This is a genomic window from Rhodococcus sp. IEGM 1341 (assembly GCF_030056895.1).
Lineage (GTDB): Bacteria > Actinomycetota > Actinomycetes > Mycobacteriales > Mycobacteriaceae > Rhodococcoides.
The window spans coordinates 163,014-188,981 of sequence record NZ_JASHKV010000002.1; the positions used below are offsets into that span (position 1 = coordinate 163,014).

Annotated in this window: 25 protein-coding genes; 16 read left to right on the forward strand and 9 right to left on the reverse strand. The window is 65.2% G+C overall.

All coding sequences use genetic code 11. The features are described from left to right. The first annotated feature begins 18 nt into the window (after positions 1–18). Positions 19–447, forward strand: coding sequence for a type II toxin-antitoxin system Rv0910 family toxin (locus QM615_RS07925; protein WP_179272040.1), 429 nt, complete (start codon positions 19–21; stop codon positions 445–447). A 158-nt stretch (positions 448–605) separates the two neighbouring features. Here QM615_RS07925 and QM615_RS07930 read toward each other — a convergent pair whose 3' ends face one another. Then, complete coding sequence (locus tag QM615_RS07930; protein ID WP_283347229.1) at positions 606–1,010, reverse strand: hypothetical protein; 405 nt, start codon at positions 1,008–1,010, stop codon at positions 606–608. Next, positions 1,003–1,383, reverse strand: a complete 381-nt coding sequence (locus tag QM615_RS07935; RefSeq protein ID WP_149406867.1) for a hypothetical protein — start codon at positions 1,381–1,383, stop codon at positions 1,003–1,005. Before QM615_RS07935 ends, QM615_RS07930 begins: the two co-directional genes overlap by 8 nt. Positions 1,384–1,633: 250 nt before the next feature. Between QM615_RS07935 and QM615_RS07940 the strand changes: the two genes are divergently transcribed. Genes QM615_RS07940 through QM615_RS07975 form a run of 8 tightly spaced genes read left to right on the forward strand, consistent with a single transcriptional unit; the run spans position 1,634 to position 9,001 of the window. Beyond that, positions 1,634–2,158, forward strand: coding sequence for an MSMEG_0572/Sll0783 family nitrogen starvation response protein (locus QM615_RS07940; protein ID WP_068048684.1), 525 nt, complete (start codon positions 1,634–1,636; stop codon positions 2,156–2,158). A 9-nt stretch (positions 2,159–2,167) separates the two neighbouring features. Then, positions 2,168–3,223: an MSMEG_0568 family radical SAM protein gene (locus QM615_RS07945; protein ID WP_149406868.1), complete on the forward strand. Its 1,056-nt coding sequence runs from the start codon at positions 2,168–2,170 to the stop codon at positions 3,221–3,223. Continuing rightward, positions 3,210–4,640 (forward strand): MSMEG_0567/sll0787 family protein, encoded by a 1,431-nt coding sequence (locus QM615_RS07950; RefSeq protein WP_283347230.1) that lies wholly within the window; start codon positions 3,210–3,212, stop codon positions 4,638–4,640. Before QM615_RS07945 ends, QM615_RS07950 begins: the two co-directional genes overlap by 14 nt. After that, a complete protein-coding gene (locus tag QM615_RS07955) occupies positions 4,637–5,530 on the forward strand; it encodes a carbon-nitrogen hydrolase family protein (protein WP_283347231.1) in 894 nt (297 codons plus the stop codon). Before QM615_RS07950 ends, QM615_RS07955 begins: the two co-directional genes overlap by 4 nt. After that, on the forward strand, positions 5,523–5,813 hold the full coding sequence (locus QM615_RS07960; protein WP_283347232.1) for an MSMEG_0570 family nitrogen starvation response protein: 291 nt from the start codon (positions 5,523–5,525) through the stop codon (positions 5,811–5,813). The genes QM615_RS07955 and QM615_RS07960 overlap by 8 nt, the downstream gene beginning before the upstream one ends. Further along, positions 5,810–7,084 (forward strand): MSMEG_0569 family flavin-dependent oxidoreductase, encoded by a 1,275-nt coding sequence (locus tag QM615_RS07965; protein ID WP_283347233.1) that lies wholly within the window; start codon positions 5,810–5,812, stop codon positions 7,082–7,084. Before QM615_RS07960 ends, QM615_RS07965 begins: the two co-directional genes overlap by 4 nt. A 7-nt stretch (positions 7,085–7,091) precedes the next feature. Then, complete coding sequence (locus QM615_RS07970) at positions 7,092–7,943, forward strand: carbon-nitrogen hydrolase family protein (RefSeq protein WP_037194809.1); 852 nt, start codon at positions 7,092–7,094, stop codon at positions 7,941–7,943. After that, entirely contained in the window at positions 7,940–9,001 is a 1,062-nt protein-coding gene (locus QM615_RS07975; protein ID WP_283347234.1) for an MSMEG_0565 family glycosyltransferase, read from the forward strand. Before QM615_RS07970 ends, QM615_RS07975 begins: the two co-directional genes overlap by 4 nt. On the opposite strand, the gene QM615_RS07980 is transcribed toward QM615_RS07975, so the two are convergent. From QM615_RS07980 to QM615_RS07990, 3 genes are read right to left on the reverse strand one after another with little or no spacing between them, the layout of a single operon-like run. Then, positions 8,983–10,014 carry an adenylate/guanylate cyclase domain-containing protein gene (locus QM615_RS07980; protein WP_149406873.1) on the reverse strand — a complete coding sequence of 344 codons (1,032 nt, stop codon included), beginning with the start codon at positions 10,012–10,014 and terminating at the stop codon, positions 8,983–8,985. The genes QM615_RS07975 and QM615_RS07980 overlap by 19 nt on opposite strands. Then, positions 10,007–11,434 (reverse strand): HAD-IB family hydrolase, encoded by a 1,428-nt coding sequence (locus QM615_RS07985; protein WP_149406874.1) that lies wholly within the window; start codon positions 11,432–11,434, stop codon positions 10,007–10,009. Before QM615_RS07985 ends, QM615_RS07980 begins: the two co-directional genes overlap by 8 nt. Beyond that, positions 11,431–13,728 carry a glycerol-3-phosphate 1-O-acyltransferase gene (locus QM615_RS07990; protein ID WP_283347235.1) on the reverse strand — a complete coding sequence of 766 codons (2,298 nt, stop codon included), beginning with the start codon at positions 13,726–13,728 and terminating at the stop codon, positions 11,431–11,433. Before QM615_RS07990 ends, QM615_RS07985 begins: the two co-directional genes overlap by 4 nt. Positions 13,729–14,123: 395 nt before the next feature. Between QM615_RS07990 and QM615_RS07995 the strand changes: the two genes are divergently transcribed. Both QM615_RS07995 and QM615_RS08000 read left to right on the forward strand, forming a co-directional pair. Next, positions 14,124–14,849, forward strand: a complete 726-nt coding sequence (locus tag QM615_RS07995; protein WP_149406876.1) for a DUF6319 family protein — start codon at positions 14,124–14,126, stop codon at positions 14,847–14,849. A 66-nt stretch (positions 14,850–14,915) separates the two neighbouring features. Continuing rightward, positions 14,916–15,572 (forward strand): chymotrypsin family serine protease, encoded by a 657-nt coding sequence (locus QM615_RS08000; protein WP_149406877.1) that lies wholly within the window; start codon positions 14,916–14,918, stop codon positions 15,570–15,572. Positions 15,573–15,654: 82 nt separating this feature from the next. Here QM615_RS08000 and QM615_RS08005 read toward each other — a convergent pair whose 3' ends face one another. Beyond that, a complete protein-coding gene (locus QM615_RS08005; RefSeq protein ID WP_283347236.1) occupies positions 15,655–16,317 on the reverse strand; it encodes a TetR/AcrR family transcriptional regulator in 663 nt (220 codons plus the stop codon). A 138-nt stretch (positions 16,318–16,455) separates the two neighbouring features. Here QM615_RS08005 and QM615_RS08010 point away from each other — a divergent pair, with 138 nt between their 5' ends. After that, complete coding sequence (locus tag QM615_RS08010) at positions 16,456–18,594, forward strand: MFS transporter (protein ID WP_149406879.1); 2,139 nt, start codon at positions 16,456–16,458, stop codon at positions 18,592–18,594. 205 nt (positions 18,595–18,799) lie between these two features. On the opposite strand, the gene ilvD is transcribed toward QM615_RS08010, so the two are convergent. Further along, positions 18,800–20,515: a dihydroxy-acid dehydratase gene (ilvD, locus tag QM615_RS08015; protein WP_094687186.1), complete on the reverse strand. Its 1,716-nt coding sequence runs from the start codon at positions 20,513–20,515 to the stop codon at positions 18,800–18,802. Positions 20,516–20,738: 223 nt separating this feature from the next. On the opposite strand from ilvD, the gene QM615_RS08020 reads away from it, so the two are divergent. The 4 genes from QM615_RS08020 to QM615_RS08035 are packed head-to-tail and all read left to right on the forward strand — an operon-like array spanning position 20,739 to position 23,911. Continuing rightward, the gene (locus QM615_RS08020; protein WP_149406880.1) at positions 20,739–21,740 is read left to right on the forward strand and encodes an Acg family FMN-binding oxidoreductase; all 1,002 of its coding nucleotides are present in this window, start codon (positions 20,739–20,741) and stop codon (positions 21,738–21,740) included. Beyond that, positions 21,737–22,639 carry a universal stress protein gene (locus tag QM615_RS08025; protein WP_188078735.1) on the forward strand — a complete coding sequence of 301 codons (903 nt, stop codon included), beginning with the start codon at positions 21,737–21,739 and terminating at the stop codon, positions 22,637–22,639. The genes QM615_RS08020 and QM615_RS08025 overlap by 4 nt, the downstream gene beginning before the upstream one ends. Next, positions 22,636–22,998: a hypothetical protein gene (locus QM615_RS08030; protein ID WP_149406882.1), complete on the forward strand. Its 363-nt coding sequence runs from the start codon at positions 22,636–22,638 to the stop codon at positions 22,996–22,998. Before QM615_RS08025 ends, QM615_RS08030 begins: the two co-directional genes overlap by 4 nt. Before the next feature lie 37 nt (positions 22,999–23,035). Continuing rightward, positions 23,036–23,911, forward strand: a complete 876-nt coding sequence (locus QM615_RS08035) for a universal stress protein (RefSeq protein WP_149406883.1) — start codon at positions 23,036–23,038, stop codon at positions 23,909–23,911. Positions 23,912–23,925: 14 nt separating this feature from the next. Here QM615_RS08035 and QM615_RS08040 read toward each other — a convergent pair whose 3' ends face one another. Together QM615_RS08040 and lppU are read right to left on the reverse strand one after the other, a co-directional pair. After that, positions 23,926–25,362 carry an MFS transporter gene (locus QM615_RS08040; protein WP_149406884.1) on the reverse strand — a complete coding sequence of 479 codons (1,437 nt, stop codon included), beginning with the start codon at positions 25,360–25,362 and terminating at the stop codon, positions 23,926–23,928. Further along, positions 25,359–25,958, reverse strand: coding sequence for an LppU family putative lipoprotein (lppU, locus tag QM615_RS08045; RefSeq protein ID WP_094669155.1), 600 nt, complete (start codon positions 25,956–25,958; stop codon positions 25,359–25,361). Before lppU ends, QM615_RS08040 begins: the two co-directional genes overlap by 4 nt. Between the last annotated feature and the right edge of the window lie 10 nt (positions 25,959–25,968).

Here is a 25,968-nt window from a genome sequence, read left to right on the forward strand (position 1 = left end):
TGTGACAGGCTCGAATACATGGCGACGATCAGTGTCTCGGTACAGATGCCCGAAAATCCGCAGGGCGCGTGGGACAAAGCTTCCGCGCTCGATCGGTTCGACGAGTGGATGACCATTCACGGTGGATGGTGCAGCCCACCGCCGAAGAAGGTCGGCAAGGGCACCGAGGTGGAGTCGCTGGTCAAGGTCAAGGGCTTCAAGAACACGATCAACTGGACCTTCACGGAGTACGAAGAGCCGAAGTTGATCGAGATGTCCGGCCGCGGCAAGGGCGGGGTGCGGATCTCGCTGACGGTCCATGTGCGTGAGGCCGAGGGTGGTTCGGAGCTGACACTCGACGCCAAGTTCGGCGGGGGTGTGCTGTTCGGTCCGGTGGGATCGGTGGTGGCGCGGGCGCTGGACACCGATGTCAAGAAATCCGTTGCGAACCTGGCGGCATTGAGCTGACACGTCTCTGCTGAAGTAGCTGCACGACAACCTCTTCCAGCCCCGCACCGATGTCTCGGTGCGGGGCTGGAGACTGCATAGGATGCTCCACTCAAGGCCTCGATCGAGAGATTCCCGCGTGCGACCCGTCCGAGTGGAGCAAAAATTGCGGAAGACCCCTACCGCTGCCGAGTCTTTCGCAACCACCACAGTCCCGCGATGGGGAGCACCACCGGGATGAAGACGTACCCGGATCCGAAGTGCGACCACACCGTCGGCTCCGGGAAGTCCTGGGGCTGGATGTAGCTGAGGGCACCGATGCCGACCACTCCGACGAGTTCGATGATGCAGGACACCGTCACCACTCGTCGGGATGCTTCTGTTGCTCGGGCCAGTCCTACCGTGGCGACGATGTAGACGACTGCCGCGAAAGCCGACAGCAGATACGCCACCGGTGCGTCGTCGAATCGAGTGGCGAGCTGCACGATCGAGCGTGCTGTCGCCGCGACGGCGAACACGGCGTAGACGGCGATCAGGAAGCGCCCGAATCCGGTGCGCGTTGCTTGCTGGAGGTTGTCAGGCATATCCGGCCCAGATCTGGCTCAGGCGCAGCACCATGGCCGCGAGGGTGAGGACGGCAACGAGCAGTACCGCGGTGCCGCCGCGGGAGCGATCGCCCAGGGACCACCACGTCCCGAGCGGAAGCAGAAACAGCAGTCCGACGAGGTAGGACCCGAACGTCAGCCGGTGTATGTCTCGATCCGAGGTGAACATCATGACGAACCCGATGACGGCCTGCAGCGCGACGACCGCCTCGGTGGCAGCGATGGTCCAGAACAGGGCTCGATCGGACTTGTTCTTGAGCAGGACCGGTCGGTTCATGGCGAGCTTCGCGAGCACCCAGATGCCTACGACCAGGGACAACGCGTACAACAAGCCGGTGACGGCGCCGATCATCGAGTTCCTCGTCAAGTTCGGAGTGGATGGGTGGTTCGACCTCCACACTATCCGCGTAACGCCACGTCAACACTGTGAGGCCCTCGAAACACGGCGTTGTTCCGGGTGTGACCAATCGGAAATGGATGGGGCTTGTACTTGTTCCATGCCCGCAGAGGATCTGCTCTCTCGCCGGACATGACCTTTCTTCCCACGGTGGCCACAGGCGTCCACCTCATCCAGCCAGCTCTGCGAACTTCAGGAGACACCCGTGTCAGACATCGACCAGGCCATCGCCGAGAACATCAAGAAGTCGCTCGAAGAGATCCCGCACCCTTCACTCCCCAAGGGCAGCAACATCTACGGCTCCACCAAGATCTTCCCCGACTACAAGGCCGAGAACGGCGAGAGCTACTTCACGCTGGTGCACGGCATCGCACACGAGTCGTCGGTCTCCTTCGTCGCTGTGCTCCAGGCCACCCGCGCTCTGCGCAAGGGCTTCGAGTCGGCCATGTACTTCTACGGCCCCGGCGCTATCAATTGCCTTGCCACTCGGGGCTTTCCGACGACCGGTGACTCCGGCTTCCCGGGCGAGCAGAACATCAACGATTCGCTCGCGACATTCATCGCCGAGGGCGGCACCGTGTTCTGCTGCCGCTTCGGGCTCGCACTGCACGGTGGCCGCGAAGAGGACCTCATCGAGGGCGTCATCCCGGCCCACCCCCTGGACGTGCAGGACGCGTTGATCCACTACGCGCGCAAGGGTGCCATCATCAATTCGACCTACATGGTCTAGGGGATCTCGATGTCCATCTCTACACGCGTGGATCTGGCGTTGCTCGGAATTCGAGGAGCAACGCCGGTGTCCAGAACTGCCGGTGCAGGCCCGAGTGACGATGGACATGTCCGCATCGATGGCCTCGGCGCAGCCATCCCCCGCAATCCGCTCAGCCCGTACGTTCTCGAAGAGGGTCGAGTGTTGTTCGACGGCAACGACATCGGACTCGATGTTCAGGCCGTCGATCGCCCGAAGTTCTACGACCTCGCCACCGCCGACGGCGTCGCCTACGAGAAGATCGCCAAGCTGCACGGCTCCAGCGTCCTCGCTACGACAGTGGTGCAGACGTGCATCCGCTACGACGCCGACCAGCGGTGTCGCTTCTGCTCCATCGAGGCCTCGCTCGAGGCCGGCGACACCATCGCGGTCAAGACCCCGGCGCAGTTGGCCGAGGTGGCCGAGGCGGCGGTGCGACTCGACGGCGTCACACAGATGGTCATGACGACCGGCACCTCGGCCGCAAAGGACCGCGGTGCTCGCCACCTGGCCCGATGCGTGCGCGCCATCAAGGCGGTGGTTCCACAGCTGCCGATCCAGGTGCAGTGCGAACCTCCCGGCGATCTGCAGACGATCCAAGATCTGTACGACGCCGGAGCCGAATCCATCGGCATCCACGTCGAATCTCTCGACGACGACGTTCGACGCCGGTGGATGCCGGGCAAGGCCTCGGTCTCGATGGACGAGTACCGCGCGGCGTGGAAAGAAGCGGTTCGTGTCTTCGGACGAAACCAGGTTTCGACTTACATCCTGGTGGGACTCGGTGAGGATCCCGACGAATTGGTCGCAGGCGCAGCAGAACTGATCGAGATGGGGGTCTACCCCTTCGTGGTTCCGTTCCGGCCGCTGGCCGGAACGTTGGCAGTGGACATCGACCGAGCGACGGCCCCCGGCCGAGACGTTCTCGAAAACGTCACCCGACGCGTCGCCAAGGAACTTCAGGCCGCGGCGATGCTCGGATCCGAACAGAAGGCAGGCTGCGCGGCATGCGGTGCGTGCAGCGTTCTGCAGAATGCGGGAGGCTGACATGTTCGGTGTCGTGGAACTGGGCGACCTTGCCGGATTGTCCGGTACTGCAACCACTGTCGTCGAGCCCGGGTTCATCGTCCAGCCGTGCGGAAGTACAGCGGAGCTCGACGCCTATCGTGCACTCCGGAGGGCGACCTTCGTTGCCGAACAGGGCTTGTTCGCCGGCACCGATCAGGACGACATCGACGACGACCCACGAGCAGTCGTTCTGGTCGCCACCGATCGGGACGGCACCGTGCTCGGCGGAGTGCGGCTGGCACCCTGCACCGCACCGGATCTGGGGTGGTGGGCGGGAAGCCGGCTCGTGGTCGCGTCTTCGGCGCGCACCTCCGGCGTCGGGCCCGCCCTTGTTCGGGCCGCCTGCGCTCACGCCGAGAGCAGAGGTGTTCTTCGCTTCGACGCGACCGTGCAGAAGAGCAACGAGCAACTGTTCACCCGCCTCGGCTGGATTCGCCGCGGCGACGTCGAGGTTGCCGGCACAACGCACGTGGCGATGTACTGGCCGATCGACCGGATCGAACGGCTCGTCTCCTCGACCAAGGCGATGCTCGCCGGGGTACTTGCACCTCTCCGAGCGCAGCCACTCGGGCTCGGTGCCAAAGGCTTTCGCGGCGACGACGGCGTTCCGGTCCCGGGTAGCGACATGATCGCAGCGTGCGATGCGATCATCCCGTCCATGGTCGATCGCGACCCCGAGTGGGCCGGCTGGTGTGCCGCGCTGGTCAATCTGAACGACCTCTCGGCGATGGGAGCAGGAGCCGTCGGCATGCTCGATTCCGTCGGCGCACCCACCCAGAGTCGGCTGACCCGCATCATCCGGGGTCTCGCCAACGCCTCTGCAGCGTGGCAGGTTCCGGTGCTCGGTGGCCACACCCAGGCCGGGGTGCCGTCGTCACTGTCGGTCACCGCACTCGGCCGGACCTCGCGACCGGTGCCGGCCGGTGGCGGAAGCGTCGGCGATCGGTTGACGCTCACCGCAGACATCGAAGGCGAGTGGCGACGCGGATACCATGGTCGGCAATGGGATTCGTCGTCTCGTCGGAACTCCGGCGAACTGACGGCCATGGCGACGTTCGTTTCCCGCACCGCACCCAAGGCCGCCAAGGACGTCTCGATGGCAGGCCTGGCCGGCACCACCGGAATGCTGGCCGAGGCGAGCGGGACCGGCGCCGTACTCGACGTGGCCTCGATACCGAAACCCGACGCAGCGTCGATGGGCGAATGGATCACGTGTTTTCCAGGGTTCGCGATGATCACCGCGGACCGTCCCGGTGCACCCACTGCACCGTCCGGACCTGCGCTGTCCGCAGTCTGCGGAGAGCTCACCGACATTCCGGGCGTCGCACTGCGATGGCCCGACGGAATCACCACTCGCGCGGTCACGTCCACCGTGACCGGATTGGGAGAAGCATGACCACCCACCCGAAGCCCATCACTATTTCCGTCGCCGCAGCCGAATTCGGACGCGACATGGAACAGGGTTACGCCACCATCGCCGCGTTGCTCGAGGAATCGCGCAATCGCGGTAGCCAGCTGCTCGTCCTGCCCGAGGCCTGCCTCGGCGGCTACCTGCCGAGTCTCGGCGGAGGAGACGAGACCGAGGAATCACGTCAGCGTCGACTCAAAGCCCTGCCGCCGGCCCTCGAACTCGACGGCCCCGAGATCAGACGCGTCATCGACATGGCCGGTGACACCGTCGTCACGTTCGGCTTCTGCGAGAAGGACGGCGACACTCGCTACAACGCCGCCGTGACGGTCGACGGCAGTGGAATCCTCGGCTCGTACCGCAAGGTGCACCAGCCGCTGGGTGAAAATCTCTGCTACGACGCGGGAGACAGCTACTCCGCCTTCGACACTCCGATCGGCCGCATGGGGATGCAGATCTGCTACGACAAGGGATTCCCGGAGGCAGCAAGGGAACTGGCGCTCGACGGTGCCGAGATCGTCGCCTCCATCTCGGCCTGGCCGACGGCCCGCACCGCCACTGTCGACAACATGGAAGAGGACCGCTGGAAGCAGCGGTTCGACATCTACGACCGCGCTCGCGCTCTCGAGAATCAGATCATCTGGGTCGCGGCCAACCAGGCAGGTACCTTCGGATCTCTCCGATTCGTCTGCAGCGCAAAGATCGTCGGGCCCGGCGGGGAGATTCTCGCCGGCACGGGCGTCGAACCCGGCTTGGCGACGGCCACCGTCGACGTCGCTGCCCTCATCGGCGCAGCACGTGGCGGCGGCATGTACAACCTTCGTGATCGCCGACCGTCCGTGTACCGGACCATCACGAAGGAGCCGATCCATGCCTGAGATGTCGTTCCTCGTTCGATGGCCCGACGGACGCGAACAGTCCTGCTATTCACCGTCTCTGGTGATGCACGACTATCTGACGCCCGGCGAGGACTACCCGGTGGCAGAGTTCGTGCAACGGACGTCGGAGGCGTTGACGATCGCCAGCGATCGAGTGCTCGCCAAGTTCGGCATGCGGTGCACCTCGGCCGCGCAGCAGATGGAGGAGATTCACGGTGTCAGTGCCTCGTACGAGGCCGGTGCCGTTCGCGTACTGAGCATGTCGGGAGCTGAATTGCTATGACGGACAATCACAGTGCAGCAGAAAACTACTCCGTGATCGTCATCGGCGGTGGCCAGGCGGGCCTGTCCATCAGCTGGCATCTGACTCAGCGTGGCATCGAACATGTGGTGTTGGAGCGTGAGACGATCGCGCACGAGTGGAAGGACTCCCGCTGGGACAACTTCACCCTCGTTACTCCGAACTGGCAGTGCGCGCTCCCCGGGTACTCCTACGACGGTGACGATCCCGACGGATTCATGCAGCGTGACGAGGTGTACGCCTTCGTACGTCGCTACGCGGAAAGCTTCGATGCACCGGTCCGAGAGCACGTTTCGGTCGATCAAGCACTCCAGTCTGCGGCGGGTGGCTTCGACCTCCAGACTTCCGCCGGCCCCATGCATGCCGATCAGATCGTCGTCGCCGTCGGTGGGTACCACATCCCCACAATCCCGAGGTTCGCCGAGAAGCTTCCCCGTGACATCGTCCAGATCCACTCCTCCGAATACCGCGGGTCACACCAGTTCCCGGACGGCGACGTGCTGGTGGTCGGCACCGGCCAGTCCGGTGCCCAGATTGCCGAGGACCTGCACCTCGACGGCCGCCGCGTCCATCTGGTGGCGGGCACCGCTCCCCGCGTCGCGCGCTTCTATCGCGGCCGCGACTGTGTCGCCTGGTTGCACGACATGGGGGTTTACGATGTCTCCATCGAAGATCAACCCGGCGGCGTCGGCAAACGCGAGAACACGAACCACTACGTCACCGGACGTGACGGTGGGCGAGACATCGACCTGCGCGCATTCGCCACCGAGGGCATGAAACTCTACGGCCGCCTACTGGGAGTCGAGGACGGCGTTCTGCAGTTCGCGCCCACCCTCGAGGCATCCCTCGACGCTGCGGACCGCGTGGCCGAGAGCATCAAGGACAACATCGACGCCTACATCGAGCGCGAGGGAATCAGCGCGCCGAGCGAGGAGCGTTACGTTCCGGTGTGGCGTCCGGAGACCGAGACCACCGAACTCGACCTCGCCGCCGCCGATATCAAGGCCGTCGTCTGGTCCGTCGGCTTTCGCACCGACTACCGATGGCTGAAGGTCGGCGCGTTCGACGGCGAGGGCCACCCGACGCACAACCGAGGCGTCACCTCGGTGTCCGGCCTGTACTTCCTCGGTCTGCCGTGGCAGCACACCTGGGGTTCGGGGCGATTCGCCTCGGTGGCGAGGGACGCTGCGTTCCTCGCCGATCAGATCGGTCTCGAGATCAGTGCCGCACAACCCCAGAGTCAGATGGTCTGAGCTTCTCGTGGCCCCCATCAAGATCGGCGCGCTGGCAGCGCATTTCGGGAGAGATGTCGACCGAGCCGTACTGAAGATCACCACGATCATCTCCAGTGCGGCCCGAGAAGGCATCGATCTCCTGGTGCTGCCCGACGCGTCCCTCGGGGGCTACATCAACAGTCTGAGCAATCCGGATCCCGCGGAACTGCCGCCCACCCTCGATCCCGACGGTCCGGAACTGGCGGCGATCATCGCCGCGGCCGGGAACATGACGATCTGCATCGGCTACACCGAGCTGTCGAAAGGTCTGCGGTACAACGCTGCTGCCTGTCTGACCGGAGACGGAATCCTGGGTAGTCATCGCAAGGTGCACCAACCGCTCGGGGAGTCGCTCGCCTACGCGGCCGGTGACCACTTCGAGGCCTTCGACACCCCGGTGGGGCGGATGGGCATGCTGATCGACTACGACAAGACGTTCCCGGAGTCGGCGCGGACGTTGGCGCTCGACGGCGCGAGAATCATTGCGGCCCTGTCTGCGTGGCCTGCCAGCGTTACGGATCGAGCGTCTTCTCTTCCGAACGATCGGCAGTCCCGTCTGTTCGATCTGTACGACGCAGCCCGCGCGGCCGAGAATCAGGTGGTGCTCGTCTCGTCCAATCAAACCGGAGTGATGGGTTCGCTGCGCTTTCTCGGGCAGGCGAAGATCGTCGGCCCCGGTGGCGACGTACTAGCGCGGACCTGGTCCAAAGGAGGCCTTGCGGTGCACGAGATCGATGTCGACGCCGAAGTCGACCGAGCGCGCCGGGGGCTGCATCACCTGGCCGAGCGTCGAGTGGATGCTTACCCGAATCTGTTGCAGGAGAAGCCGGGTCAGTGAAGATCAGCCTGTCGACCTACTCGTCCAAGCCGCGCGGCGGAGTGGTGCACACACTGGCGCTGGCCGAGGCGCTCGCGCGCGCCGGGCAGGACGTGTCGGTGTGGTCTCTCGGCCGCGGTGGCGACAGTACGTTCTTTCGTGACGTGGACCCCGCCGTCGACATCAGAATGGTCCCGTTCGAGCACCGGGAAGGGGAGAACGTCGGAGAACGAATTCTGCGGTCGATAGATGTTCTGCGGCAGGCGTTCACACCGGAGGAGTACGACATCGTCCATGCGCAGGACTGCATCTCCGCCAATGCCGTCGGCCGCTGCATCAGGACCATCCATCACCTGGACGAGTTCACCACGCCCGAGCTGGCCGCGTGCCACGAACGCGCGATCACCGCCCCGTACGCGCGCATCTGCGTGTCGGCGGCGGTGGCGAGCGACGTTCGCCGCGGATGGGGATTCGAGCCCACGGTGATCCCCAACGGCGTCGACGCCGAGAGGTTCACCGCAGCGGCGCAATCGGGCCGATCGCACTGGCGCGAGAAGCTCGGCCGATACGTGCTCGCCGTGGGAGGTATCGAACCGCGCAAAGGCAGCCTGGATCTACTCGACGCCTTCGCCCGGCTGCGTGCGCACGACCTGAGGCTGGTCTTCGCCGGCGGCGAGACGCTGTTCGACTATCGCGACTATCGCGCGGAATTCGACCGCCGCGCAGCCGAACTCGGTATCGAACCGGTGATACTCGGTACCGTCGACGACGACGAGTTGCCGCATCTCGTGGCACAGGCTGCTGTGCTGCCGTTCTTCTCCACCAAGGAGGGCTTCGGACTGGCCGCCATGGAAGCACTCGCGGCGTCGACTCCCGTCGTCGCGCGAGATCTGCCGGTACTGCGAGAAGTGTTCGGCAACAGCGTCACCTACGCGTCCTCGGCGCAGACCATGGCAGCCGAGCTTCAACGTGCCGTGCGGGAACCGCGGGACCCGTTACCGGGCCTGACGCTGGCGCACAGCCTCACGTGGGACGAGGCTGCGCGTAAACATCTGGAGTTCTACTCCTCGCTCCGGTGACCGCTGCGCTTGTTGCGCTTGAGCCGATGGGGCTTGAGCTTGTGGAAACCCTTGACCCGTAGTGAGCGAATCGATTTGAGGTAGAACTCGGAGTCGTGACGCAGTTCCTCGGTCATGACGGTGTCGACGAGAGTCGTTCCCGGATTGGCCGAACTGGTCAGGCGCGCAGCGATGTTGACGACCGACCCGTACAGATCACCGTAACGGGCGAGAACCGGACCCCAGGCCAGCCCGACCCGCAGGTCCGGCATGTCTTCCTGTTCGGCGAACGCGTCCTGCAGATCGAGAGCGATGTGGGCGGCGTCCTCGGGAGTCTGCGCGCTGAACATCACCTCGTCGCCGACGTTCTTGATCACCGAACCACGCCCGCGCGCAATGATATTGGTGGCGAGAGACTCGAACTCCTCGAGGAGCGTGGTCAGTTCGCCGATGTCGAGTCGACGCGTCAGACTGGTGTAGCCGACCATGTCCGCGAAGCCGACGGCCATGACGGGGCTGTCGGTGGCGTCGTCGGGAGCGGCGATGGACCGTCCGGCCGCCGCGGCCAAGTGCCGTCGCCAGGTGTACGCCTGGAGTGCTTCGAGGGTGGGGACCGTCTCGGCAGCGATGTCCCTGGCGTTGTGCCGGATGGCGTCGATGTCGTTCTGGTCCTCGTCGCTGCTGGTGATGCGCTCGAGGATGTGAGAGTTCACCACGCCCACTTGCCATTCCGCGAGTCTGGACATCGACTGGCCGAGAGTGCGCGCGATCGCGACCTCCATCTCGGGCTTGATGACCTTCTGCTCGGTGAGTCCGGTGATCAACTTCAGTGCCTCGAGGTCCGCATCGGTGTAGACGACGGCCTCGGTATCGGTGTGGATGGGAAAGCCCATGCCGATCCACAGCGCGATTACCCGTTCGAGCGGCAACCCCGACCTGTCGACGATGTCGGACCGGGTGTACTTCGGAGTGCCACCCAGGAGATTGCGTTCGATCTCCGCTTGCACCACCGAGTTGATCTGGTTCTCAGGCATATCCCAACGTTCTGTCGAAATAGGAACGGACATCGTCCACGTACGCGTCGATCTTGTCGGGCTCCCAGTCCGTGGTGGGAATGGGCTCGCCGATGGTGACCTTGACGGTACCGGAATGGACGGTGAAATCCTTTTTCCACATCACGTCACCCGCGTTGTGGATGACGATGGGAACGATGGGCACTCCGGCCTGCATCGCCAGGTGGAAGCCGCCCTTCTTGAATCGGCCGAGACGCGACGTCGGCATCCGCGTGCCCTCGGGCGCGATGGCGACGGAAATGCCACTGTGCAATTTCTCTATGGCCGGACGCATCGCCTCGCGCGCCTGAGAGGGATCACCACGATCGACGTAGGCGACGTCGAAAATCCTGCCGAGCAGTGCGAATCGTGGGTCGCGTTCGAGCTCTCGTTTGGCGACCGCGGTGATGTCCCGTCGAAGAATGGAGGTGACGATGATCGAGTCGGCGGTGCTCTGATGGTTGAACATGAACACGGCAGGCCGCGCCGACCACGCGTTCTCGGTGCCGGTGACGTCGAGCTTGACTCCGGCAATGGTCAGAGCGATGTCCGGCGCAATGGTGCTCGTGATGTTCGCTCCGTTGCGCCTGCTGCGCGTCAGTAACCCGAGGCCGAGGCCGATCGATGCGCTGGCCAGCACCGACCCCAGGGCTGCGGTGCTGCGCACGGCCGAGGTCAGATCGGTGCCGCGCTTGGGGCTCTCCAACGTGAGGGAGGGCCACTTCTTCTTGGCGGCGTAGCGCTGCAGCTCGGGATCCGGGTTGAGGGCGATGGGACGGCCGACGGCCTCGAGCAGTGGAATGTCCTCACCGCCGTTGGAGTAGGCGAAGCAGCCGGCGAGAGCGATTCCCTCACGTTCGGCGTAGTCGATCGCGGCCTGGGCCTTGCGTGGTCCCCACAGCGAATCGCCGACCAGCTCCCCGGTCAGGATGCCGTCGGTGACAACCGGAGTGGTGCACAGCAGTGTCTCGAACATCATGTCCTGCTGTACGGGCAGCGCCTGGTACGGCGTGGCCGAGGTGGCCATCACCAGTCGATGACCGGCGTGACGGTGTGCTTCGACGAGGATGCGGGCCTGTGGGTAGATCATCGGCGCGATCTCGTTGCGGAACAGCGTGTCTGCCTGTTCCATCAGATCGTCTTCCCGACGGCCCTCCAGGCCCCGGACGGCCTTGCCCATCAGGTTGTCGACCGGGGAGTTGCGCATCCGCATCTCGACGACGGCACTCGATATCTCCCACAGTTCCTTGACCGTCACGTCGAGAGTCTTGAGCCGTTCGAGAAATACTGCACGGGCGGAGAACCCGTTGATCAGGGTGCCGTCCAGATCGAAGAACGCAACGGTGTCTCGGCCGGGTGGAGCGGCGGCGATCGCGATCAGTCGATCGTCGAACTCGGTCATGAATTGTTCTCCTCGGGGGCCGAGATCGGTTCTACCTCGCGCAGCATCTGGTGGGCCATGTCGCGGATCGTGCGTACCTTGCGTGCCCACTCGTCGATCTCGAGCGCGAATGCTCGACGCCGCCGGGCTATACCGTCGGACGTGGAGTCGACGAGATCGCGATTCTCGGCCAATTGCAATGCTGTATCGAACAATTCGCCGGAGATCGACTCGCTGTGATCGAGCTGCTGACGAAGTCGTCTGGCCTGAGCCGCACCGAGGCATTCCGTGATGAACTTCGCCTTGTCGAACTCACCGCTCTGCGGCAGCAACATCAGCTGATCGGCAACCACCTGGTACGCCTCGAAGATCGGCTGCAACACGCGGTGCGCCAGATGCAGATCCTGCGACTGCAGTTGCCGTGCAGCATATTCGGGGTCGCTGATGTTGGCGCGCCAGTCCGGGTCGATGAGATCGACCTCGGATTCGAGCCGTTCGCCGAAGTCCTTCTTGTCGCCGAAGAAGAACTCGAACTTGAGCAGATCACGTAACTGCAGTGCCGACTGCCACAGCGACTCCTGGGTCAGTGGCGTCGAATCGCCGCTGGTCGGCAGCACGACCAACTCGCCGATGGCGCGCATGACGAAGAAGTGGATTGCGTTGTTGCGGAAGAACGCTGCGACCAGATGCTTGTCCTGAGCCAGGTAGAACAGGGGCTCGGGACCGTCGTCGAAACGCTTGACGACGTTGGCGTTGACCTGTGCGATGACGGCCGAGCGCACGACGTCGACGTCGGCGATATCCACGCCGCCCGCGGTGGGCAGGTTGCGGCGCTTGATGTAGCGGGCGAGCGGGGCGATGATGGCCCACATCTCGTTGACGTTGAGGGCGCGATCCTCGATGCCCAGCAGGGCCATGGTGACCAATGCGGCCGGCGTTACCGGAGTCGCGTCGTTGATCGCGTGCGAGACACCGAGCGCGATCTTCTGCACCGCCACTCGCTTGTCGGAGTTCTCGGCGACGATCGACGCCACCGACATCGGCTCGCCGAAGTTCAGGTACACGTTGCCGCGCAACGTGCCCTGCGCGCGGATGTACCCGATGGCCATCCGAATGCCCTCGGCCTGCTTCTTCGCGCCGTGCGATTCCTCGGCCATCGCACCGACCTCGTGCAGCCGGTCGTAGGTGATGGACGTCGGAACCAGGTACACGTCCTCGGCATCGCTGGTCTCGAGTGCGTCCACCAGATAGGTCAGCAGGCCGAACCGCGGCGGGCGGAGCTTCCCGGTGCGGCTCCGGCCGCCCTCGATGTACCACTCGAGGTTGAACCGCTTGCTCAGCAGGAAGCTCATGTACTGACGCAGCGTCCACTTGTAGATCGCGTCGGAGAACTTGCGCTGGATGAGCACGACGCCACTGCGCTTGGCGATCGGACCCAGCGGCCAGAAGCCGACGTTGATGCCGCCCATGACGTGGTTGAGCGGCAGACCTTCGGCCAACAGTGCCGGACGCAGCACGAGCGGGTCGAGATAGGAGCGGTGATTGGGTAGGAACACCAACGGATAGTTCTTGTTGAGTTCGCGCACCTTCTGCAGCTGATCGCGGTCCACGTCCACCTTGTACGCCCGCGAGAAGTAGGCCCCGAGGGTTCCCCACATCTCGACTGCGCGGCGGGTCTCGGTTGCGACCATCTCGCCGAGGATGTCCTGGACGCGCTTGTCGACGGCCTCGCGATCCTGGCCGACCTCCTCCGCGAGTTCGGTGATTCCGTCCCGGAACTTCTTCTGCTCCGTCATGTCCTCGACGACGAATCGCGGGATCTTGTACTCGGAGCCGATGACGCCGCGCTCGGCCTTGTCCAGCGCCAGACTGGCCTGACGAAGAATGAACGACGACAGGGACGTGCCGCCGCCGCGCTCGAACCGATCCTGCAGATCACTGAGAGTCGCGGGCTCACCGACCAACACCGCGGAGTGGTCGGGGTCGTCGCCTGCCACCCATCGCTGCCACACCTGCGTTGGCTTGGACCGACCACGGGGCGCGAAGATTCGGTGCAGAATGCCGCTCTTGCGATCGGACAGAGTCACCCGCAGCGGGATCAGCAGCGGATCGTCGGCGTAGCCGCGAACACTGTCCGACAGTGACGTTTTCGCCTCACCGGAGAGCACCACCGAGGGTGGTCGCGGTTCGCCGTCCGGCGTGGTGGCGTCGATCCACTGATTCAGAGCCTGAACCTCGAGGGTGGATTTGGCGTCGAGCAAATACACGTGCGGACCGTCGCTGAGCGACTGTTCGTCCGCGTCGAGGTGGTACATCGAAACTCCTGTTCCGTACCTTCGCAAGGAGGCACGCCGCCAGGCTACGCGGCAGAAACCGTGTGCGAGGGCGGTTCGGTGAGGTGGTTCAGGGACACCGATCTCGCCGGGAGTCGCGCGGCTACTCGCGGGTACCCCGGTGGGGTCGATGGCACCTCGAGTGCGCGCGCGGCGCGCAGGCCGGCTGTCGTATACAGTGAGATGCATCGGCCCTCTCGGCCAACCAAATCTAAGTGTTAATCCAAGTTACTGTTACTTGGGGTTACAGTTACTTGGATTAACAGGTAACCCCCTCTCGATACGCCGATCCGACGCGCCCTGCGCTGCCCCGGCCGCATCTCACCTGCAAGTGTGCGACAGTATTCGCAAACACTTTCGAGAAAGGCCGGTAGTCGATGCCACCCCGTGGGCGCGCCGTGAACGATTCGTTGACTCCCGAGAACCTGACGGCTCTGGCCGCCGCGCTCGCCGAGGGGCGTCGCGCCACCGTCTATCTTCGTGAACCCAACCCGAGTCTGGGCCTGCCCGAGGGTACGTCGGCGAAGGTCGTTTCGATCGACGGCACCACGGTCACCATCAGCCCGAAGGGTGTCAACGACGAATTGCCCTACGAGGCAGAGGAACTGCGCATCACTCGCGACGCGGCAACCCCGCCTGCGCCGGCCAAGCGCGTGCCCGCGAAGAAGGTGGCACCGCCTCAGGCGCCGCCGGCAAGGAGCGCCGAGCCGGTGCAACCCAAACCCGTAGCGGTTCGGCCCGACGCGGAACCGGCACAGCCCAAGACGGTGGCGGAACGCCCCAAGGCCGTGCAACCGCCGAGTCCGGCTCCCCGTCGAGCCAAGAAGGCGCCGGGCGGCGTCAGCGTCACCATTCATGCGGGGGCCGACAACGATTGGTCGGTCACGGTCACCCAGGGGGCGAAGCGGCCCACCAAATCGCAACCGGTGAGCCCCGAGTCGGTGAGCCGCGCTGTTCGGGAGTTGGGCGATCCCACCGCACGCGACGCAGTCGAGGCCGTCATCTCCCACGCGCGCGAAGAAGCCGCTCGACGCGTCGCGGAACTGAGCCGACAACTAGAGGAGGCGCGCACCACCCTTGCCGCCCTCGAGCAGGACGTATGAGCGACTCGCTCGTGTTCGTACACCTGTTGTTGCTAGGGTTCTGCCGACACCGCTGAGAGGGAGTACATGTTCAAGAAATTCATGCTCGTCGTCGTGGGGGCGGCTGCAATCGTAGCCAGCGTCGGCGTGGGGACCGCATCCGCGGCCACTCCAGCTGCTCTCGGCGGCGGCTCGGGGATCATCGTCGGAGGTCAGGCGGAGTGCACGCTGACGACGATCGGAAACGACCGCAACGGAAATCTCGTCGGCTTCACCGCCGGCCACTGCGGCCAGGCGGGCGCTTCCATCGTCCCCGAGTACGACACCTCCCTCGGTGAGGTCGGCCGCATCGCGTTCTCCAATCCGGAATTCGATTACGCCCTGATCGAATTCCAGCGTGACAAGGTCGCACCGATCAACCGCGTCGGCAACGTGACCATCTCGCAGGTCGGCCCGCCGACGGCGTTCCCGAACATCGTCTGCAAGGAAGGCCGTACCACCGGCAACACCTGCGGACTCGCCTACGGCGACATCCTGCAGTCGCAGGAGACCTGGGCTCAGCTGTGCGTCGTCGAAGGTGACTCGGGCAGCCCGGTCGTCGTCGGCAACACCCTCGTCGGCATGGTCAATGCCTACCTCGGCGTGGCGTGCTTCGGACCCGAGGTCGGTACCAACTTCGACGCGATCCTCCGCAACGTCGATCAGGGCAACGGACTCGGCGCAGGATTCGTCCCAGCTCCCTAGATCCACCCGTTTTCGGCCGAAGGCCCCGTTCGCGCAACACACCGCGACGGGGCCTTCGTCGTGCGTGGGGTCGGTACTGCTCTCAGCGGGCGCGGGCGGACGACCGAACATCTGCGACTATGCGTTCCGCGTCGTCCGGTGCGATTCCCAGCAGCACCAGGCTCGACGTCGTCGCCGCTCCGGCGGGGTCGCCGATCAATCCTGCGTTGGTGGCGTCGAGGATCGACAGCGCAATGGCCTCGATATTGAGGATCAGCACTTCGGCGGCGAGGTACGAGGAGAACACACCCTCACGCTGTCCCCGTCGGATGACCGCGGCGGCCGACTCGCGCATCGGAGTCAGTAGATCGTGAATGCTGTTGTGTCCCAGATCGGACAGTGCGACCGCGAGTAACAGCCGGTACTGATCTCCGACGCGTGCCAGGGCCAGTGTCTGCCGAACGAACACCGTCACCGCCGATTCGTCTGCGGCAGGAACGCGGTTGAGCGCAGCCGAAATTCGTTCCGCTGCTTCCACGGCGATACCGTCGATCAACGCTTCGCGAGAGGCGAAGTGGGCGTACACGGTTCGCCGGACCACTCCCGCAGCGGCGGCGACGTCGTTGATGGTCGCATCGGGATTGTCCGCCAGCACCCCCTGTGCAACGTGCAGAATTCGCGCTCGATTGGACCGGGCGTCACGTCGTTGCACGGGCGGCGCAGCTGCGTCCCGTGCAATCGAACTCGACTCCGTCGTCTTACGCACAGGACAACAACTAGCACGATCGCGGGCGGGGAGTGTGGTTGCCGCCACAAAAGATTGCCGATCCTAGCCGACGCTTCCTAAGCTGCACAGCACTGTGCAAGGTGTGTCTCGCACTTTGCCAACGGGGGGGAACACACGATGACACTGCTTGCGATGACGCCTGTCCAAGATATGCACAAACCGTACCCACGACGCTGGTCGGCTCTGGTGGTGTTGTGTCTGAGCCTGCTGATCGTGGTCATGGCCAACACGTCCCTGTTGGTCGCCGCACCGTCGATGACACTCGACCTCGGTCTGACGAGTAGCGACCTGCAATGGGTGATCGACGGCTATACGGTCCCTTACGCGTCGTTGATGTTGCTGTGCGGGGTGATCGGAGATCGTTACAGCCGCCGCGGCGCTCTGATTCTCGGCCTGATCATCTTCGTCGCCGGATCTGTGGCCGGTGCACTCACCGATGCCACCCTCGGGGTGATCCTGGCCCGCATCGTCATGGGTGTCGCCGCAGCCATCGTCATGCCCGCCACCCTGTCGCTGTTGGTCGCGACCTTTCCCAAGCGGGAACGCGCCACCGCTGTCACCGTGTGGGCGGCAACCTCGGGACTCGCGATCGCGGCCGGGCCGCTGTTGGCGGGCTGGCTTCTCGAGAGCTTCACCTGGCACTCGACGTTCCTGATCAATGTTCCGATCGCGTTGGCCGCCATCGTCGGTGCCGTCGTGCTGGTCCCGCCGTCACGGGCCGTCGACCCGGGTGCGATCGACTGGATCGGTGGACTGCTGTCGGTGCTGGCCGTGTCGACCATCGTGTACGCCATCATCGAGGGGATGCACTTCGGCTGGACGGTCGGGCCTCTGTACTTCGCGCTCGTCGGGCTGCTGTCGGTCGTCGGCTTCGTGGGATGGGAACTGCGCCATCCCAATCCGTTGCTCGACGTCCGGATGTTCTCTTCCCGCATCCTCAGCGGTGCCACCCTCGCGGTGCTGATCTTCTTCCTCGTCACTTTCGGCGCCATCTACTTCGTCGCCCAGTATCTCCAGTTCGCTCTCGGCTACGGTCCGGTGTCCACCGGCGTTCACCTCCTGCCGTTGGCCGGCGCGGTCTTCGTCGGATCCGGAATCACGATGTGGCTCACGCCGAAACTGGGACCGCGCGTCACCGTCACCGCAGGCATGATCGTGGGAACGCTGTCGGTCGTCTCGCTCATCGGGATCGATTCGACGGCAACGTATTCCGACTTTCTTCCGGTGCTGACGCTGCTCGGTCTGGCAATCGGACTGTCCGTCTCGCCCTGCACCGACTCCATCATGGGCGAGTTCCCGGACAGTAAGCTCGGGGTGGGCGGCGGCCTCAACGACACCGCCCTCGAACTCGGCGGATCGCTCGGTATCGCTGTGCTCGGATCGGTGCTCGCCGCGTCCTACCGCCAGGGCATCGAAGGATTCCTGCAGACCTTCCCCGGCAAGCAACCGAACGGCCAGTACACCGGACAGGCGGCGGAAGGGCTTGCGGCATCGCAGGATTCGTTGGCCGGTGCGGTGATCGTTTCCGACGTCATCCGTGACCAGAACGCATTCCTCAGTGGGTTCGCCGACAATCTCGAAGCCAATGCCGTCGCGGCGTTCGGTGACGCAGTGGTGCACACGAGTGTTGTTGCCGCCGTCGTGTTCGGCGTCGGCACGGTGATCGTCGCGCTGCTCATACCGTCCAAGAATGCGACTGCGGCGACGTCGTCGGAGAAGATCGAGTTCGAGCCGATCGTGCCGTTCGTCGCACCGCCGGCGAAGGACCCGGCAGCCGATCGTGAGGTTGCCGAGCTCGAGCAACTACTGGAGCGGCCGTCGGCGAAGCCCCAGAATTCCGGCGCACGGCACGCGTTGCGCACCGCGGAGGAGACCGCACCGATACCTGCGCACACCGTGGCCGAGCCGGCTCTGGTGGACGCCGAGCTCGAGCGTCCCAGCATCTATCAGCTGGCCTCGAAGGTGTACGAGTTCGACGCCTCCGTCGCCCGACAGGCCACGGTGGACAGCAAGTCCGGCGACCGCGTGACGATCCACCAGCTCGCCCTGTCCAACCTGGCGCGCACCCGACGCGTCGAGGCCGAGGAAGCCCTCGACGCAGCCCTCGAACTCAGCGATCTGCCGGTTGCGCCCACACCTCAGCCGCCCGAACTCACCGAGCCGCTGCAGACCTTCTACCAGCGAGCCAGTAAGCAACACGCCAACTGCACGGCATTCAAGGAACGCTCGAGCTCCATGTGGGCAATGCCGCTGTAGTCGCACTCCGCCCGCCTCGGGCCCGCCTTCCGCCCGCGCACCCAACCCCGCCCGCGTCAATGGACCATTGCACCGCCGAGACGTATGCAAAGTGCCATCGACGCGCACGGTGTCCTTGCGTGAATGGACCATTGCAGCGCCGAGACGTATGCAATGGTCCATTGACGCGGCAGGGGGCAGGGGGGGGCGGGCGGGAAGGGGACGGCTAGATCAGCACCGCACCGTTCGAGGCGGATCCGACCAGCTTGGAGTATTTGGCCAACACTCCGCGGGTGTAGCGCGGCGGCAGTGGTGCCCAGCCCTGTGCGCGGGAGTCCATTTCGGCTGCGTCGACGAGCAAGTCGAGGGTGCCCTTGCCGACGTCGAGTCGGATCTGGTCCCCGTCGCGGACGAAGGCGATGGGTCCGCCGTCGACTGCCTCGGGTGCCACGTGTCCGACGCACAGGCCCGTGGTGCCGCCGGAGAATCGGCCGTCGGTGAGCAGCAGGACGTCCTTGCCGAGTCCCGCACCCTTGATGGCTCCGGTGATTGCGAGCATCTCGCGCATTCCCGGCCCGCCCTTGGGTCCTTCGTAGCGGATGACCACGACGTCGCCTGCTGCGATGGTGCCGTCTTCGAGGGCGTCCATGGCCGCGCGTTCACGCTCGAAAACTCGTGCGGTGCCGACGAAGACGTCGGAGTCGAAGCCTGCGGACTTGACGACGGCTCCGCCGGGGGCGAGCGATCCTTCGAGGATGGTGATGCCGCCCGTCGGGTGGATCGGCTTGTCGAGTGCGCGCAGTACCTTGCCGTCGGGGTCCGGGGGCGCGATGTGAGCGAGGTTCTCCGCCACGGTCTTTCCAGTGACCGTCATGCAGTCGCCGTGCATCAGGCCTGCGTCGAGCAGAGCCTTCATCACGACGGGAACTCCGCCGATCGCGTCGACGTCGGTCATGACGTGCTTGCCGAAGGGCTTGACGTCGGCCAGGTGCGGAACCTTCGCGCCGACGCGGGTGAAGTCGGCGAGGGTCAGATCCACCTGCGCCTCGTGTGCGATGGCGAGCAGGTGCAGCACCGCGTTGGTCGAGCCGCCGAAGGCCATGACGACGGCGATGGCGTTCTCGAATGCTTCCTTGGTGAGGATGTCGCTGGTGCGGATGCCGCGTCGCAAGAGGTCGACGACGGCCTCGCCGCTGGCATGCGCGAATCCGTCGCGTCGGCGATCGGGAGCGGGGGGAGATGCGCTGCCGGGCAGCGACATTCCCATAGCTTCGGCTGCGCTGGCCATCGTGTTCGCGGTGTACATTCCGCCGCAGGCACCTTCGCCGGGGCAGATGGCGCGTTCGATGGTGTCGACGTCGGCGCGTGACATCAATCCGCGCGAACAGGCTCCGACGGCCTCGAAGGCGTCGATGATCGTCACCTGGTGCTCGCTGCCGTCGGACAGGGTCGCGAACCCGGGCAACGTGGAGCCGGCGTAGAGGAAAACACTCGCCAGGTCCAGGCGCGCTGCGGCCATGAGCATTCCGGGCAGCGACTTGTCGCATCCGGCGAGCAGGACGGAACCGTCGAGACGCTCTGCGCTGATGACGGTTTCGACGCTGTCGGCGATCACCTCACGGGAGACCAACGAGAAGTGCATGCCCTCGTGACCCATCGAGATACCGTCGGACACCGAAATGGTGCCGAATTCCAGCGGGTAGCCGCCGGCGGCGTGGACGCCCTTCTTGACGGCCTTCGCCAGACGTTCGAGCGAGAGGTTGCACGGGGTGATCTCGTTCCACGACGACGCGACGCCGATCTGGGATTTGCCCCAGTCTTCGTCGCCCATCCCGACGGCGCGGAGCATGCCGCGCGCTGCCGTTTTCTCCAGTCCGTCGGTGACGTCGCGACTGCGCGGCTTGACGTCGATGTCTTCGTGGGGATTCTGCGGGGTCGTCATGACTCTCCTGAGCGGTCGGCGGACGGTCGCGTCCTCAGGTTCCGCTCCTGAGTCGCATTCACCGTCAACACTAAACCTGTGGTTGCGGCTCTCGATCGGCATGCACCCAACTCGTACGTCTCGAGTGCCCTTCATCGAGTGACGAATGGCCCTGTCGAGCACCACCGGCTCGGGGAGAGAGTGGGTGTGTCACCGCATCGCGGTGGGAGTCCGAGGAGAGACGATGAACGATCAGCCGGATACGGCCGTGGTGGAGATGCTGGTGGAGCTCGCGTGTCGCGCTCCGTCGGTGCACAACAGTCAGCCGTGGAGGTGGATCTACTCCGAGCACGTACTCGATCTGTACACCGACAGCTCGCGCGTGCTCGGGGCGATAGACCCGACCGAGCGGCAGATGGTGATGAGCTGCGGGGCTGCCTTGGACCACCTGCAGAAGGCCGCGGCAGCCAACAGGTGGACGGCAGAGATCGACCTGTTGCCGACCCCGGGTGCACCGGATCACCTCGCGCGTGTTCGTTTCGTACACGACGCGCATCCCCGGTCGCACGAGTTCGACCTGCTCACTGCGATCAATCGGCGGTACTCGGATCGGCGAGCGTTCGGGCCGGTGCCGAGCAATCGCGATCTGACGCGATACCTGGGTCAGGAGCACTACGGCGCCGAGATGACAGTCCTGTCGGCCGAGTCCAAAGAGACGTTGGCGAAGGCATCGACTCTGAGCGCGAGCGTACGTAAGTACGACGCGACGTATCAGGCGGAGATCAGATGGTGGGCCGGGCACGCGTTCCGATCGGGAGGAATTCCGCCCGAGGCTCTGACGAACCGCGCGGATGCATCGAGGGTGCAGGTCGGACGAGTGTTCCCCGAACCGCACCGGGTCGCCGCGACCGTGACACACGAGCCGGTCGAGGACGAATCCACCGTGGTGCTGCTCGAGACGTCATCGGACGAACGCCTGGATTGGCTGCAGAGCGGTCGAGCCATGTCTGCCTTCCTCCTGGCAGCGACAGCGGACGGACTGGCTACGTGCCCATTGACGCACATGACGGAACAGTCGGGTAGCAGGCGCTTGGTCGAATCTCTCGCTGCACGCACAGGCGTCGCGCAGGTACTGATTCGAGTCGGTAAACCGATGATCGGCTCACCGCCACCCCGAACCCCACGACACGCGGTCGCGTCGGTGCTCTCGGCACCCGCCCGCGCAACGAACAGGAGACGATCGTGATTCTCGCAGGACACCAGAAAATCGTTGTCGGCGTCGACGGCTCGCCCGCCAGTATCGACGCTGCCCGCTGGGCGGCCACCCTGGCCGAGAAGGTGGATTCTCCGCTGCTGATCGCCGGGGCAGTACAGCAGCCCGTGTTCTACATGGGCGGGCCCGCAACGGTGGTGCCGAGGGAGGTGTGGGACGAGCAGCGGCGCGCGGCCGAACGCGTCGTCACCGACGTTGCCACCGCGGTGCTGGCCCATCATCCGAATCTGGCCGTGACCACCTCGGTGGAGGAAGCGACCGCATGCACGATGATGGTCGGGCACTCCCGCACCGCGCGCATGCTCGTCGTCGGCAACTCCGGTTCCGGCCCGATCGTGTCGGCGTTGTTCGGGAGTACGGCGCAGGAGACCTCGAACGCGGCCCTGTGTCCGGTGATCGTCTGGCGGGAGGGAGTCGGCACCGTCTACGCACCGATCCTCGTCGGTATCGACGGCAGCGCGACGAGTGAGGTGGCCGTCGAGCAGGCCTTCGATCTGGCGTCGTTGTTGGGTGTGCCGATGATCGCCGCGCTTGCCTGGAGCTCGTTGTCCCAGGGGGCGGCGCTCTCTCTGCCTGGATCGCCCGACAGTGCCGAGATCGAGCGCGAGCAGCGAATGCTGCTGTCGGAATGTCTTGCCGGATGGAGTGAGAAGTATCCGGACGTAGCCGTCGAACATATTGTGCAACAGGGTAATCCAGCGCATCTGTTGATAGATCTGTCCAAGCGCGCCGGCCTCGTGGTGGTCGGCAGTCACGGACGGGGAGTGGTGGCGAGGGCACTGTTCGGATCGACCAGTAGCAACCTCACGCGGCACGCGCGCTGCCCGGTGATGATCTGCAGAGACACGACGACAGCGGGGACTCGACGATGACGAACGACGCACGAGCAGCGGCAGGCACCCGGCGGATGGAGACCGATTCCATCACCGTCGACAGTCCGGCATCGACAGGGTCGACGGTGTTTCCGGTGACCACCGCGTCGACCGGCGGCAGCGTGTACGCGGTGATGATCGCCGAATACGGACCGCTCGCCGGAACCTCCCCGGACGGACACGATCTGAGAACAGCGGTGCTCGGCCGGTGGCCGGGGGTGCGCGTCTTCGAGCGGCGCAGCACCGGTGTCAGCGGGGCCGACCCGCGCGGCTACGAGACCTTCTACGTCGAGCTCGAATCGAGCGGATGCCGCACCGATATCGATACCGACGAAGTATCTGCCCTGTTCCACCCCTGACCGACCCGACGGCTTCCCATCGAGACAGGAACACATCATGAGCAATTCCACCGACCGCGTGCTTCCCATCCTGGTGGGCATCGACGGCTCCACCGAGGCCGATGCCGCAGCGCTGTGGGCCGCCGCCTACGCCGCGAAGACACATTCGTCCGTTCGGTTGATTCACGCTGTCCCCGAGGGGGATTGGTACGGATCGGCAGCGTTCGTCGACGGCGGTGCGCTCGAGCGGGACCTCCGCATGATCGGGCGAAAGCATCTCACCCGCGCGGCCGGAGCGATGCACGACGTTGCACCCGACGTGTCCGTCGACATCGTCAGCGTCGACGGCACCATCGCGTCGTACCTGTCGAATGCCGATGCCGAATTGATCGTGCTGGGATCGAGGAAGTCGAGTGCACTACGAGACCTGACGTTGGGCAGCAACACCCTTCGGGTCGTCACGCACGCCCGTTGCCCCGTACTGCTGGTGCGTGGTGGGGAGAGTAGCGATCCCGCCAGGCCCATCGTGGTGGGCGTCGACGGAAGTGAGCAGTCGGATCGAGCATTGAGTGCAGCGCTCGAGTTCGCCCACACCGTCGGTGCACCGGTGGTCGCGGCGAACTACTGGGGATTCGCGGCCCAGCCGGGTCTGGGGACGGGATTCGAGGGCGTCGACTGGGTGAGCATTCGCGCTCACGAAAAGCATTGGCTCGAAACGCATGTGGAGAAGATGCACGAGAAGTATCCGGAGGTTGCGCTGAGCACTGTGAGCGCGCAGTCGAGCCCGACGCGAGGCCTGCGCGCGATGTCGGCGTCGGCGTCGATGCTCGTGGTGGGTTCTCGGGGTCGAGGTGCTCTGCGTGGGACGATTCTGGGGTCGGTCAGTCAGAATCTCGTTCACCACGCCGACTGCTCGGTGCTGATCGTGCGATGACCCAGTGCGGTGAGTCACGCGCTCCGACGCGACGCAGGTGGTGGTGAGCCGATGTCGCAGTGCGGGGGACAGTTCGACGCGTCCTCGCCGGTGCCGCGGATCAGTACCGCCGCGATGACCGCACCGATCACCAGCAATCCGGCGCACATCAGCATGGCGGTGTGGAAGCCGTCCGAGAACACCTCCGGCGCAGCGTAATCGGATCCAGCGATACCGGCGAGCGCAGGGAGCGCGGCTACGGCGAGCAGTTGGCTGGTGCGGGCCACGGCATTGTTGACACCCGACGCGATTCCGGCACGATCGGTGGACACCGCGCCCAGAACCGCTCCGGTCAGCGGGGCCACCAGAGCGGACAGTCCGAGCCCGAAGACGAGAACCGCGGGCAGAACGTCTGTGGCATAGCTGGATCCGGGTCCGATGCGCAACATCAGCAACAGCCCCAGTGCCGAGAGCAGCGGCCCGACGGTCATCGGAACACGAGGTCCGATGCGTCCGGCAATTCTGCCCGCGCGGGCGGACAGGACGAGCATGAGAGCGGTGATCGGCAGCGTGGCCACCCCGGCCGCGATGGGTGAGTAGCCCACGGCGAACTGCAACTGCAGCACCAGAAGAAAGAACACGCCGCCCAGAGCCGCGTACACGGCGAAGGTGACGAGGTTGGCCGCCAGGAACACTCGGGAGGCGAACAGTGACGGCGGAACCAGTGGATCGTGCGAACGACGCTCGATCACCACGAACACCCCGGCCGCGACGACACCCAGAGCGAGCGCGAGAGCATGTGACTCGATCAGACCGTATGTGAGCAGACCCAGCGCCGCCGCGACGGTCACCGCTCCCGGTACGTCGAGTCGGCCGGATGCGTGCGGATCTCGGCTCTCGGGAACATGTTTCGCTGCCACCCACACGACCACGACGGCGAGCGGGATGTTGATGAGGAACACCGAACGCCAGCCGACGGCGTCGACCAACCAGCCGCCGAGCAACGGACCGACCGCGGACGCGACACCGCCGAGACCCGACCACAGACCGATCGCAGCTCCTCGATCCTCGGCCCTGATGGAGGCCGAGATCAGCGCGAGAGAACCCGGCGTCAACAAGGCCGCACCTACTCCCTGCAGCAGCCGCGCCGCGACCAGCACCTCGATGCTGGGAGCGAGCCCGCACAGCACCGACGCGGCCGCGAACCAGACGGTGCCCCAGACGAACACCCGCCTGCGCCCCAGCCGGTCACCGAGGGACCCGCCCAGCAGAATCAGCGAGGCCAGCGTCAACGTGTAACCGCTCAGCGTCCACTGCAGACCGGTGACGCCCGAACCGAGATCGCGACCGATCGCGGGTAACGCGATATTGACCACGGTGGCGTCGAGCATCGCCAGAGCCGAACCGAGCACCGTGGCTGCGACGATCCAGCGCCCCCGAGCGCTCGAGACCGAGATGTCGGTGGCGGTCACAACCGTTCGACGCAGACGACGAAGTTGCGTGAGTCCTTCTCGAATCCGTACAGCGCGGGGTCGGGGCAGTCGTCGACGGACGAGGTGCCCTGCAGGATGGTCACGACGCGGCGGGTGTCGGCACCGGGGGTCGCGCAGTCGATCCGCTGAGCGAATTCACCGACCAGGTCCATGCATCCACCGACCTGCCAGTCGATGTCGAGGCACAGGGCTCCCTGTTCGATGTCGAAGTAGGTCTCGTAGTAGTACTGATCGGCATCCTCGGGGCACTCGGCGGAGGTGGGCGTCTTGGCGAAGACGACGTAGTTGGACTGCGGAGATCCGCAGGCCGCGTTGTCGATGGCCGCCTCGTCGACGGTTCCGCCCAGGGCCACGCACTCGCCGATCTCCACGTCGATGTCGACACTGCCGCCGTCGTCGATGTCGGTCTGAGGTGTGGTGGTGGGAGGGTTGGTGGTCGTGGTGGCGGGAATGGTGGCACCGGAGATGGCGACGGCGGTACCGGACACTTCCGAGGCGCATCCGCCGAGCATCAGCGCCGCGCACGAGGACAACGCGAGCACGAGAGCGCGGACCGAACGACTGGATGACGCCATGGTGAGTCCT